The 12,910-nt window shown below is 42.2% G+C and carries 11 protein-coding genes; 6 read left to right on the forward strand and 5 right to left on the reverse strand.

The features are described from left to right. The first annotated feature begins 40 nt into the window (after positions 1 to 40). Complete coding sequence (locus tag Q0C29_RS03155; protein ID WP_291999209.1) at positions 41 to 859, forward strand: aldo/keto reductase; 819 nt, start codon at positions 41 to 43, stop codon at positions 857 to 859. Positions 860 to 1,258: 399 nt separating this feature from the next. Here Q0C29_RS03155 and Q0C29_RS03160 read toward each other — a convergent pair whose 3' ends face one another. Together Q0C29_RS03160 and Q0C29_RS03165 are read right to left on the reverse strand one after the other, a co-directional pair. After that, positions 1,259 to 2,206 carry an aldo/keto reductase gene (locus Q0C29_RS03160; protein WP_291999210.1) on the reverse strand — a complete coding sequence of 316 codons (948 nt, stop codon included), beginning with the start codon at positions 2,204 to 2,206 and terminating at the stop codon, positions 1,259 to 1,261. A gap of 42 nt (positions 2,207 to 2,248) precedes the next feature. After that, positions 2,249 to 4,870, reverse strand: coding sequence for a DNA-directed DNA polymerase I (locus Q0C29_RS03165; protein ID WP_291999211.1), 2,622 nt, complete (start codon positions 4,868 to 4,870; stop codon positions 2,249 to 2,251). Between the two features lie 162 nt (positions 4,871 to 5,032). On the opposite strand from Q0C29_RS03165, the gene Q0C29_RS03170 reads away from it, so the two are divergent. Further along, entirely contained in the window at positions 5,033 to 6,385 is a 1,353-nt protein-coding gene (locus Q0C29_RS03170) for an ABC transporter permease (protein WP_291999212.1), read from the forward strand. A gap of 22 nt (positions 6,386 to 6,407) precedes the next feature. Here the strand turns inward: Q0C29_RS03170 and Q0C29_RS03175 are convergent, their stop codons facing one another. Continuing rightward, entirely contained in the window at positions 6,408 to 6,749 is a 342-nt protein-coding gene (locus tag Q0C29_RS03175; protein WP_367173606.1) for a helix-turn-helix domain-containing protein, read from the reverse strand. A gap of 185 nt (positions 6,750 to 6,934) precedes the next feature. On the opposite strand from Q0C29_RS03175, the gene Q0C29_RS03180 reads away from it, so the two are divergent. Further along, on the forward strand, positions 6,935 to 7,894 hold the full coding sequence (locus tag Q0C29_RS03180; protein ID WP_291999214.1) for a carbohydrate kinase family protein: 960 nt from the start codon (positions 6,935 to 6,937) through the stop codon (positions 7,892 to 7,894). Here Q0C29_RS03180 and Q0C29_RS03185 read toward each other — a convergent pair. Continuing rightward, the gene (locus Q0C29_RS03185; RefSeq protein ID WP_291999215.1) at positions 7,859 to 9,034 is read right to left on the reverse strand and encodes an MFS transporter; all 1,176 of its coding nucleotides are present in this window, start codon (positions 9,032 to 9,034) and stop codon (positions 7,859 to 7,861) included. The genes Q0C29_RS03180 and Q0C29_RS03185 overlap by 36 nt on opposite strands. Before the next feature lie 234 nt (positions 9,035 to 9,268). Between Q0C29_RS03185 and Q0C29_RS03190 the strand changes: the two genes are divergently transcribed. The 3 genes from Q0C29_RS03190 (at position 9,269) to Q0C29_RS03200 (ending at position 11,753) form a co-directional block, all read left to right on the forward strand. Continuing rightward, positions 9,269 to 9,619, forward strand: coding sequence for a hypothetical protein (locus Q0C29_RS03190; protein ID WP_291999216.1), 351 nt, complete (start codon positions 9,269 to 9,271; stop codon positions 9,617 to 9,619). 136 nt (positions 9,620 to 9,755) lie between these two features. Then, positions 9,756 to 10,721: an Lrp/AsnC family transcriptional regulator gene (locus Q0C29_RS03195; protein WP_291999217.1), complete on the forward strand. Its 966-nt coding sequence runs from the start codon at positions 9,756 to 9,758 to the stop codon at positions 10,719 to 10,721. 159 nt (positions 10,722 to 10,880) lie between these two features. Continuing rightward, positions 10,881 to 11,753 (forward strand): RimK family alpha-L-glutamate ligase, encoded by an 873-nt coding sequence (locus tag Q0C29_RS03200; RefSeq protein ID WP_291999218.1) that lies wholly within the window; start codon positions 10,881 to 10,883, stop codon positions 11,751 to 11,753. A gap of 22 nt (positions 11,754 to 11,775) precedes the next feature. On the opposite strand, the gene Q0C29_RS03205 is transcribed toward Q0C29_RS03200, so the two are convergent. After that, positions 11,776 to 12,525, reverse strand: a complete 750-nt coding sequence (locus Q0C29_RS03205; RefSeq protein WP_291999219.1) for a TrmB family transcriptional regulator — start codon at positions 12,523 to 12,525, stop codon at positions 11,776 to 11,778. Positions 12,526 to 12,910 lie beyond the last annotated feature (385 nt).

Here is a 12,910-nt window from a genome sequence, read left to right on the forward strand (position 1 = left end):
AATTAAAAATTTAAATCCAAGTAACCTAACCTAATACTTGATGGAGTATAGGGAATTTAGGGGAGGGTTAAAAATGCCAGTCATTGGCCTAGGCTCATACTTATCAGTGTCGGAATGCATGAGGAGGGATCATTACATTGCCGTATTCAAGAAGGCGCTTGAGGTAGGATATAGAATGTTTGACACCGCTGAGGCGTATAACTGTTCAGAGGAAGTTATCGGTAATGCTATTTCTGGTTTTTCTCGTGGTGATTTGTTTATTGTTAGTAAGGTTTGGCCTACTCATGCTTCTTTTGATGATGTTTTGAGGAGTGCTAGGGCTAGTGTTAGGAGGCTTGGTACTTTTATTGATCTTTATCTTCTTCATTGGCCTAGTCGTGATGTTCCTATTTCTGAGACTATTAGGGCTTTTGAGAGGCTTATTGATGATGGTTTGATTAGGTTTATGGGTGTTAGTAATTTTGATGCTAAGGCCTTAATGGAGGCTATGGGTGCTGCTAGGAAGTATGAGATTGTTGCTAATGAGGTTAAGTATAATTTGGCTGATAGGTTCATTGAGAGGGATTTAATGCCAATGGCAATTAAGGAGAACATAGCCATAATAGCCTACAGTCCACTTGGCACTGGCTCACTACTAAACCCAAGTAACCCAGGTTATGAAGTATTAAGGAGGATTGCAGCCAAGTACGGTAAAACACCAGCCCAAGTAGCATTAAACTGGCTAATAAGCAAACCAAACACAGTAGCAATACCAAAGGCAACAAGAGAGGAGCATTTAAGGGAGAACCTAGGAGCATTAGGATGGAGAATAAACCAAGAAGACCAAAAACAACTAGAACAAGCATACCCAATAGGCTAATTCACTAACTCCACTTTAAACACAGATTTACATTTCCTTATTCTAAGAACAAAATAACATAATTCAAGGCACTACCCCAAGAGCCAGATAGAGTAAATTAGAGGGTGATTACTTACAATGAACAAATTTATGACCTCGTGGGGATAACACGATACTCAACACAACCGTCAATCTTAAGGGATTGAATCTTTTTAACACCAGTATGGTATAGCCCAATAACCTACTCGACATTAAGATAAAACGACCCGGAATAAAAGTCCATTCAGTAGATAGGCTTCCCAAACATAAGGAGGCAAAAGCGTTATAAAGTTTCGCATTCCTTAGAAGAGAGGCTTCTTGGTTCTTGGTGAGGAAAGTGAAATAACTGAGGTTGATGAAACTGACCTGCTCTGATTTAACTTAGAATGTTACGTAGCTTATTTTAAGTGAGTCACTGGCTTTAGTTAATCTACTGAAGTCCTCCTCACTCATTCTCCACCCTGCTGCTCCTGCATTCTCCTCAACCTGCTCTGCGCTTCTAGCTCCAGGTATTGGGACAACATTGGGGTGCATTATTAGCCAGTTTAACGCCACCTGCGCTGGGGTTTTACCGTACTTGGCAGCCACCTCCTTAATAATGGGTACAAGTTTACTGCTTATTTCCCTAATATTATCATCCATGAATAATGGATCACCAGCCCTCAAATCACCCTTAGGCCTATTATCGGGACTATACTTACCTGTGACGACACCTTTAGCTAATGGACTCCATGCGATTAAGGTTAAGCCCTCCTTCTGAACATATGGTAGAATCTCTTTCTCGACTTCCCTTTCAACTATACTATACCTATTCTGGGTGCTCACTATGTCGGCCTTAGATAGGCATTTTCTAGCATGGTCAAGTAGTGGTGGTAGGTAATTACTGACACCTATGTATCTTATTACCCCATCATTAACCAACTTCTCCATAGCCTTCATTGTTTCGCAAACAGGCGTGTTTAACCATGCTGCTGGCCAATGAAGCTGAAGCAGGTCTATTACATCAACACCAAGGCGTTCCCTACTCCTATGAGCAGCCTTAATCACGTCATCGTACCTATGCCAGTCACCAGGCACCTTAGTGGCTACAATGACTTGATCCCTAATGCCAAGCTCCTTAATAGCCCTACCGACGAATTCCTCACTTCTACCTCTACCGTAAACGGCGGCAGTGTCTATGAAGTTGATGCCGACCTCAATGGCTTTACCTATTACTGCCTTAGCAGTCTGATACTCGTATGGTCCCCAAGCATCCCCACCGAATTGCCATGCGCCTAAACCAATGATGGATACTTTTAGGCCTGTTTTACCTAAGGACACGTATTCCATTACTAGCATTCCCTGGGGGCCTAATTAAAGGTTACGTCCATGCTACATTAGTTTTGATCCAACCACGTTCTCGAAGGGTATGCCCAAGGCGTCGAGTATCTGCTCCAGTGATGTTCTTAAGTACTCAATGTACTTATCTGAGTCAATCTCATCAATTCTAGCTAATTGAACAGGCTTAACACCCTCCCTAGTGTTAGTCTTAACGAAGAATATTATGTCACCGGGGCCAGGCTTAACACCATACTTACCCAGTAGCTCCGCCGCCTTAACGTGCTGTGGCGTGTTCTTAGTGTATTCATTTATTGGTTTATTTATGGCCATTTTAATGGCAAGCTTATCCAACGGTACATCCTTGTTCCTAATCATGACGTAGTACTCCTTCACACGCTCCTTAATTGCCTCAGTAACCTTCTCAACATCATTAATGCCATTTATAGTACTGAAGAGGTGTATTACATCCTTAACAGCGTCCTTAGCTATATCGGGTGTGTTCCTCTTCTTACCTACAAGCCCCTTCATGTCCACTGAGCCATCCTGTAGTATGCCTGCGTAATTCTTCTTCCTGCCGCTTAAGGCAAGTATCCTGTAAGCCTTATCCAACTCAATATCAATACCCATTTCATCCTTAACCCAATTTATCATCTCCTCAAGTTTATCCCTACTAGGATTATAGAGGAATAGACTATCTGTGTCACCGTATATTGGTGTTAAGCCTAGGTCAAGTGCCTTAATTATAGTCCTAGTTATTGCCAGCCTACCTAGGGCGGTTACTAGTTCAGCTAATGGGGGACAATACAGTGGGAATATTTCAGCTCCGAAGACTCCGTAGGATGCGTTTATGAAAACCTTTAACGCTGCTTGAACAACATTGTAGTAGTCCCTCTGCCTTGGATCCTTATCACCCTTAGCCAACTTCTTATACACGTAAACCCTCATGTCCCTCAATAATCCAACCAACAGGGATGTTAAACCCCTCGTGTTTGTACAAACCCAGTGGGGTAGGTTTGGGACAGGCCTATTCTTTGGATCATTAGCCTGCTTCTCATCAGGGCACCTAACGGTTTCATAGGATAGGTTCCACCTCTTTATTATTGATGGGTATAGGCTTGCGAAGTCAAGCACGTACACGTTTGGGTATATGCCTGCAATAGGCTCTATCACAATGGCGCCTGCGTACTTCTTATTCTTTATTATAGCCTTAGTGGCCACTGAACCCTTAGCGTTTATTACATCCTCCTTATTAGGTATTAACCAACCCCTCTTCCTATGTTCAAAGTAAACCATGTTCCTTATCCACGCTGAGACCTGGTACCTTGAAACATCATTAAGCGGGGTCTTAGATATCCTAGCCAACAATACTATTAACCTCATGACTAATTCATTATTGAATGTAGTTAGGTAAAGCGTCAGTAATGCGTCCCTGAAGTTGTAGTTAACCAGTTCAACGTAATTCATTTCACTAATCGGCTTCTCCCTCTCAACCTTAGAAATACCGAGTAATGCGCCCGCTATTGCATCCAGAGTCTTTTCGCCACCTGAGTACTTGCCGCCAAAGGCGTAGACTTCAACAGCCCTAATACTGAAGAACTTATATAAGTCAATGTGAACGCCGAGTACGTACCTTGCTTCACCATCCCTCGTTAGGATTATGGGTAATTCCTCCTTTCTGAAGCCTAGTTTAAGGGCTCTATTGTAAATATAAGTTAGGTCAAATGAGTCACCGTTGAAGGTGACTAGTATTGGGTAGGCCATAATGGTCTTGAAGAATTCCCTTAAGAGGTCCCTCTCATTATCGAAAAACATGATCTCAACATCATCGCTTAGGAGCATGCCTTGGTCATCAACATTCATTGGTATTTCAGGTCTCCTAAGGAGTAGAACCCTCTTAAGCCCATCACTCCCTGCTAATCCAACTGCAATTATCTCATACATGGCCTCCTTAGGGTTAGGTATCTTATTCTCCTGTGGGGTGTAGACCTCAATATCTAAAGCCACCCTCTTTAGGGGTGGTACAGGTGCTTGAAATAGGGGTAGCCATTCCCTGAAGGCCCTCAGGTAATCCTCATCACTAGCGTACAGTTCCTCCCCCAGCTTCTGAATTTCACCTGGGACATCAACGTTAACTGGGGTTAATTTACCGTTCTCAACCTTATAGAACATGCCTGGCACTAGGCCATTATCATATATGTAGGATAAATGATACTTAATCCTAGCCTCCCAAGCCTTAGGAATAATGTCCCTAATCGATTCCCTACCACCACCTATTGTTAATGGATCCTTAGCGTAAACCACAGTGTAGACTCTACTAGTCATTTCAAGGGGGTTAAACTTAACTTCAGTATCAATGTGGTCGAAACCCTTAACCCTAAATATTGACTTATAGTTGGTTGCAAGCTCACTAGGCGGTATATCAGTTATTAAATACGGCTTATGACCAGTGTTATCATACCAGAAGTAGATCCTATCATTCATGAAGTCGTAAAGCTTCACCAATGCCTTACCAACCTTACCATCGTAAGTCACATCAATTAGTATACTGGGGGGAGTGTTCGTAGGGGTTTCCGCAGTAATAGTGCTTTCCTGAATATACTCCTCACTGGACTCCTCAATCTCCTGTTCCTCCTGCTCCTCAACTTTATCTAATTCATCCTTATCCTTAGGCACAAGTCTACGGTTACTGGAAAGTTAATAAGGGTTTCAGCTCAGGTTAACCATTAATGAACTTAAATTAAACCCACTTGATTCAGCAATGATTAGTTGTGGAATTTTAAAGTTACTGGAATGAGTTAAGACTTAAATACAAGGTACTGACTTACTTTAGGAGTAATGGTTGAATGTGACTTAATAGACATGGCGTTCGTGGATTCTAATGCTAGGCGAAGGATTATACAGTACATAGTTGATAAGGGTATTGATCCGCAGGACCTAGGGTTCTCGGAGAAATACATTGAATCAGTGCTGAAGGGTAATGCTGAGGTGAATAATATGCTTCTCTGCGCTGCATTAAGATTCATGGACCTTGATGAGTTAAACCACGTTATAGGTTACGTACCTAGGATGGCTACCGAGGATGATTTAATCATGGTGATTAGTAGGGCTAAGAGGGATGAGGCTTATAGGAAGATGCTTCTCGAGGCTGTTAATAGAGCGTTTGGGGAGGAGAAAGTGAAGAGTAATGAGGTTGCGGTCAGTGGGTTGGGTTACGTTAAGTATAAGTTACCTGACATTGCATTGACCATGGCGAAGCTCGAGAGGAAACTACCTGAGAAAACCATTGGTGTAATCCTATGGTCCATTAGAACGGTACTAATGCTCTTCGCTGAACTAGTATTTGCATTAGCCATAGCCTTCTTCATAATACATGCAGTGCCTGGTGCAGGTCCATTGATTGATCCCGTTAATAATTTCCTAAGGTTCCTACTAATGGTTCTTCACGGTAACCTAGGCTGGTCAAGGACTTATGGAGCCCCAGTGGCTGAGATAATAGCCCTAGCTGCTCCCTGGACGATAACCATAGCAACCATATCCTTAACCCTCGCCTTCATAACAGGCTACACGCTTGGTCTCATTAGTGCATCTAGGACGGGGATTATTGACTCATTTATAAATGGGTTAGCTGCCTTCGCTCAATCGGTCCCATCCTATGTAATAGCGTTAACGCTAATAGTTGTCTTCGGGGTAATACTTAAGATACTGCCCATAGCCGGCATCAACTCCATGGGTATTAAGCCTGGATTAAACATTTTCTACCTCATCGACGTGATTAAACACTTGATTCTACCAATATTCTCATACTACATAATACTATTCCCAAACTGGGTCTTCATAACGAGGAGCCTAGCAACCATGACCCTTACTGAGGATTATGTCTTAACAGCTAGGGCCAGGGGGTTGCGTGAAAGGAGAGTGTTGAATTCATACATTGGTAAGAACTCAATACTACCTCAATTAACGCTACTAGCCTACTCCTATGGCTTACTCTTCGGTAATAGCATATTCATTGAGTCAATGTTCTCAATACCTGGATTAGGCTACTTAATTAATGTAACCGCAGGCACCTCAGACTATATGACTACTGTGGGGGCTTTCATGGTCATAATAATATCAGTAATAATAGGTAACTTCATAGCTGATTTAACGTATGGGCTAGTGGACCCAAGGATAAGGGGGGTTATTTGAGAGGCCTATTGTAGGCCTGTATTCATTCCCCACTTAGGCTTGACTCCTCTATTGACTTTACCATTACTGATGACGTTGTTGACTCTATTAAGTCCTTGGCTATTTCATAGTATGAGTTAACGAGTTGAAGTAACCGTTGCTTAACGTGATCAATTGGTAATGCGTAGTAAACGTAGGTGTATCCTCCCCTCCTAGTTAATACTGCCCTCCTGGCCACTAATCCAAGTTGAATAAGCTTCATGAGTGACTTCTCCACTGTGCTTCTGGATTTCTTGACTACTGCTGATATTTCTGATACTGTTAATGGGTCATTACCGCCATTGCTTAGTAACGTGTGATATACGGTAACATCTGTTATTGACAATTTCAAGATACATCTAAGTATATATTTCAAATCGATGTTCTTAACTAGATTTTCCACATCAACTTCTTTCAATGTATTTAGATACATCTAATCACCTAAGAGGGTTAGCTAGCGACTCTTTATAAACCATTCTCTAATGGAACCATATGAGTCAAGCTTAATTACTTCAATACTTAATCTTCAGTGTGAAGAAGCCGCTGATAGCATCAGTAGGTAACCTTAACCTAGACGTGTACTTCAGGGTACAGTCACTACCCGAGAATGATGGAGCTGTCGAAGCCTATGAGGCGTACATAGGGGGAGGCGGATCCGCAGCTAACTTCGCAGTACAAGTCTCAAGGCTTGGAGCCTACGTAAGATTCATTGGTGCCGTTGGCTCTGACATGATTAGTGATGCGCTTCTGGATGATCTTAAGGAGGCTGGGGTTGATGTTAGGTGGGTTAAGAGGATTAATGTTGAGAGGAGTGGTCTTGTTGTAGTTTTAATAGGCCCTGAGAACGGTAAAAGGATGATTGAATACAGGGGCGCTAACTTAGGCTTAACGCCAAGTGACATAAGCACTGAGTCACTCAGTGAAATTAATCACCTACATTTAGCATTAAGTAGGTTAAACATAATTGAGGCTGGGGTTAGAAGGGCTAGGGAACTAGGCCTAACAGTCTCAATTGATGGAGGTGCTGGGTTGTCCTCATATGACATAAACATACTTAAACCATTAATGGATGGCGTTAACACTTGGTTCATGAATAGTCTTGAGGCAAGGAGACTAGCTAACATTAATGACCCCATTTCAGCTGGGTTAAGGATATTCGAGAATATTAATGTTGAGGAACTAGTAGTCACCCTTGGCCCAGGGGGTGCAGTGTCATTTACTGAAGATGGGGCTAAACTAGTTGAGGCCTTTAAGGTAGCGCCCATAGACACCACTGGGGCTGGCGATGTCTTCGCTGCTTCATATGTTTTCGCTAAGTTAATAGGCTTGGAGAGGGTTAGTAGATTAATCTTCGCTAATGCAGCGGCATCAATAAAGGTTACTAGAAGAGGCGCAAGGGCTGGGCCTAGGATTGATGAAGTACTAGAGTTCCTTAAGGCTGTGGGTTACGGTGGTTTAGCGGGCGAGATTAGGGGTGTTCTTAGCCAATAGTACGTTGGGGTTCAATTCCCTTAAGGACCTGTAGAGAAGCCACGTGAAAAACACTACTGAAGCCTCAACAATAATGGTCATGTACCTTAAGCCCAGTAACTCAGCTGATATGCCTAGGGCTATGGGGGATAGTATGCCGATTATCGTCATTATTGATGAGAAGGCGGAGTTCATAATGTTCCTCTCATCATCCCTTGAATCCCTTGAGATTACTATTAGGGAGAGGGGGTACGTTAAACCATGAGGTATGCCAAGTATTGCTAAGGCAACGGCGTACGCATACATGTTCGGTGAAAGTGTCATAACCACCATACCCACTATGGTTAGTATTGACATTGAAATAGAAGCGTACTTAACATCCCTAATGGGCCTTATTGAAATGTAAAGCCTTGTAGCGAAGGATGTTGTAAAGAACGCCGCGAAAAGTAAATACACTAGCGAGTTATCAGCGTGGAAGTACTCTATGGCGTAGATACCACCGAAGGCTGTCAGCATTGCGAAGGGTAGGCTATACATGGCATTATTATATATTGCAATCCTGAAACTAGCCTTACCCCATATTGAACTTAACTTAAACCTAACCCCACCAGGCTTCTCCGCTGGGAAGGGTAGCTTGGGGGATAACGCTACCATTACTGCTGAGAATACTGAGAAGAACAGGAAGGCATCCCTAAGCGTGAAGTAGCGTAGTATAATTGACTCAATGATTGGACCTATTGTTAAACTTAGGCTGAGGGCAAACGTGTATAAGGCTATTACCCTCTCCCTTGTCCCCTGATCCTTCCCTATTATGCTTGATGATGTTGCAACATTAGGCATTATTATACCAAGCAGGAAACCAACCGCAACTGAGGTTAACCAGAGGCCAATGTAGTTGACGAAGGGGTATATTATGAATATGAGGAAGTAGAGGAGTGTTGACGCCTCAAAAAGTATCCTCCTCTTAACTGAGTCCAATCTTGCGTTAACCCACATTGTGGCTATGAATGATGAAACGGAGATGACGCTGCTTAATAAACCAATTTCAGCCTCCGTGGCATTGAAGTACTCCCTGGCTATTAATGGTACAGTGGTCTGTATCATATTGTTGCTTGCCCTAGCCATGAATGTGAATGCTAGTAGGATAATCACGGTCCACATTAAGTCTCCCCCCTCTGAGCTACTTAAGGAACCTAATCTACTCATTTTCATTTTCTAAAGGCCTAAACCCAGCACCTTTTATAAAACTTACCCGGACAGTTATATAGATTTACTTTAAACCTACATAGATAATGTTATAATATATAGTTATTGAACCCTACTCAGTCAAGGCAATTTAATACACCAAGTAACGTGAGGCTTATGTTTATAAACAGATGTACTGCACTTAAGTGCGTGGGAAGCGGCGTTAGCGCCATTGTTGATGGGATTGTAGGTGGCTGTGTAGATGGCTACGTGGAGAAGCACACCTTCAAGAGCGGTGCTAGGTATGTTATAAAACCAAGCAACATGTTCATTGAACTTCACGTAATAAGTGAGGGCAATAACATTTGCGTGGAGATTTGGGATCATGGAATCAGCGCCGCGCCTGTTTTTGCCCAAAGTTTTAAGGATGATGAATTCGAGGATTCATTAAACTACATAATCTGCAGGATATATCAATTACTAATGATTAAGAGAATGATGAGTATTAGGCCTGAGACTGAAGCTCCCTTAAGCTTAAAAACCACGACCGCTAGGCATTAAGGAGATTAAGTGATCATGGGCCCTAGCGCTGATGAACAATGATGAGGATGAAACCCTCTTCACTATGATGTATTGATTCAACCGCATGTAGCAGTCGCATAATTTATTTATATGAGCCAAGTAACCCAAACCCCCAATGCTTAATGATAAGTCGAGGGAATTACTAATGGAGGCCCAATATGATTTCCCAATAGTGGACAGGCCATTCCTGGAATTAGCGGGAAGAATTGGAACCACAGAGGATTGGGTTATTGAGACCCTGAGGAGGTTCAGGGAAATTGGCTTGGTGAGGAGGATTGGGGCATTAGTTAACTATAGGGCTAGGGGTATGGTGTCGGCTTTAGTTGCTATGCGGGTTAATGATACTGCGATTGATGAGGTTGCAATGGAGATTAATAAAGATGAGCATGTGACTCATAATTTCCTCAGGCTTCACAACAAGTACAACGTATGGTACGTTACTAAGGCCATTAATAAGGAGGAGCTGGAACGTAAGGTAAAGGAGGTAGTGGATAAGTTTAACCTAAGCTCAGAGGACTACGTTATACTTTACGCGGAAAAGACCTATAAGATTGATGTTAAGTTTGACCTAAACATTGGGGTTTCTAGGGCTAAGATACGTAGATTACCTGAAAACAGCCTTAAATTGACGGATGTGGGGTTGCCTATGGATTTCTACGACATGATTAAGTCAATTAAGGTGATTAAGGAACCCTTCAATGAGGTTACGGCTAGGTTTAAAATGCCCATGAGTAGGTTTATTGACTTAATAGGGGAGTTGAGGGATAAGGGCGTCATAAGGGACTTCTACGCAATGATTGACCCTGACTTAGCGGGCTTTAAGGCTAATGCAATGGTAACCTTCAGTATAAGCGACTGTGAGGAGGTAGCTAATATTGATGAGGCAACCCACGTGGTGAAGAGGATTACTGTTCCAGGTAAGTGGAACCATAACTGCTACTTTATGATACATGCGCTTAATTATAGCATAATTAACGAGGTTGTGAGGGATAGGTTAAGTAAACTGGGGGTTAATGAGTACGAGGTTTTACCAAGTGTTCGTAACCTACTGCCTAATATGGCTAGGAGGATTGAGCAGTAGACTTAGGTGTAAGTTAGTCTCAACATGCGTAAATTATCTGTTTTACAATAGTATCATTTACTGAAGGGGCTTCCTCACCTTGAACGATTGGTTAAAAGTTTAAAAGCCATTTCATAGGCGATCTCATGGTGGTTTAATATACCTTTCACCATAGCCGTAGTGGCGGATGCACCTATACCGAGTAGGAGTAATAGGGATCTTTACTACAGTATTAGGGCTAAGGGTCATGTGGCTAGGTACATTTCAATCTCACGATTATCAATTAAACTTAATGGTAGTGACGTTAGTGTGGTGGTTGGTGATAATAAGGTTACCATTGATGGGGCCTTCCTTAGGAGCATGGGCTTCCTAATAGATGTTGAGCAGTTCTTTCACAGGGTCAGTGTGTTAAGGACTCTTGAGGATTCAGGAACCGTATTAGTGAATACTGTTGATGGCCTATTAAGGACTAGGAATAAGATAGAGACCCTGACCCTATTGGCTAAGAATAAGATACCGGTACCATCAACGGTCTCAACGGAGAGCCTATTGACGGCTTACACTGCGGCTAAGAGCATGGGCCAGGTGGTGATTAAGCCTGTTCAAGGCTCCAGGGGGTTTGGCTCAGTCATGATTACTGACCCGGATGTAGCCTTTCAGGTGGCTAAGTCACTGCTTGTTGTTAGGAAGCCTATATATGTTCAGGAGTACGTGAAGAAGCCTAATAGGGACATTAGGGTCATGGTTATTGATGGTGAGGTATTCGGATGCATGATTAGGGTTGCAACTGATGGCCAGTGGAAAACCAACATTGCCCAGGGGGCCTACGGTAAGCCATGTGATAGGGTTGACGAGGAGCTTAAGGAATTATCCATCAAATCCACTGAGGTTCTTGGATTAACCTACGCTGGTGTTGACGTTGGTGAGGGGCCTAATGGGTACGTGATTTTCGAAGTCAACGGTAGCCCTGACTGGCAGGAATTAGCATCAGTCACAATGAATAACCCAGCACCTAGGCTTGTTGAGGTAATGGAGAACATGATTAAGAAATAAGCGCCATAGCCTCAATGATGCCCTACCTATTAACTGGTTCTGATTCCCTCCATAATGTTTCAAAGTAGGTCTTAGCTATCTCAATAATGTACTCCTGCGTTGAGTATAGTGATAAATAGTCTGCGCCGTATTGAATTGTTAATAATACCCCATCCCCAATGAAACCTGCACCAAACATCATATCCCTAACCCTGAGGCTAACCCTAGGTGGCAGGGTCTTGGCATTATTGACTAGGTCCTTTGTGACAAGTAGTTTAACTTCAGACTTCCCTGCCGCCTCAATGATCATTGAGGTTATTTCATCGTCAAGGAGTTGGCCATAGGGTATTGCAATACTAACCTCCTTCGCATTCCCCATCATGATTACCCTAGCTAAGTTCTTAGCGTTTTGAAGCCCCTTAATTGTGAAGAGGGTTTCACTTCTAGCCTTAATTGTCCTCTGGTTTGAAGCTTCATAAATCATTTGAAGAGTATTGATTACGGGCTTAGCCTTCTCAATAATATCATTAACCCTAGAAACAGTAATACTGAAAACCTCCTTAGGCGGCTTAGCCGCAAAAACCTCAGGCCTCTTACTTGAATCAACATCAATTATACCTAACTTAACCATACCCTTCAACACACTGTAAACCTTAGATGATGGTACACCGGCATACTTAACTATTGAACTAGCAGTTAACGGACCCCTCTCAACCAGAGTCAAATAAACCTTAAGCTGATACCTAGATAAACCAATCATTCTTAACAATGAGTTAACATAGTCATCCATCATACTTAAACACCACACACTATGAAAGGGTTCTTCTATTTAAATCTACGTTAAGACTGAAACACAATATCACACATGATAAAAACACCATTCAATACTTATCCATAGATATATAACAAATGATACTACATTTTAATCTATGTAATATAATCATTTAGGTTTCTATGATATTTTTCCTTAATTTAAGTATTCCTAATTATTGCAATACATCAATGCTAAATTATATATATTCCTAGCTAATCATTAATTCAAAGTCATGTCTTATTGTTTATTGTCTTTTGTTGGTGTTGTTTATTATTGTTGGTTAAATTCTTTTTCTTCGAAGGTGTAATGTGGGGTTGATGAGGCCAGTCCCGGTTTCGAAGAAGCACCCACCAAAAACCCACGA

The organism is Caldivirga sp. (assembly GCF_023256255.1).
GTDB lineage: Archaea > Thermoproteota > Thermoprotei > Thermoproteales > Thermocladiaceae > Caldivirga.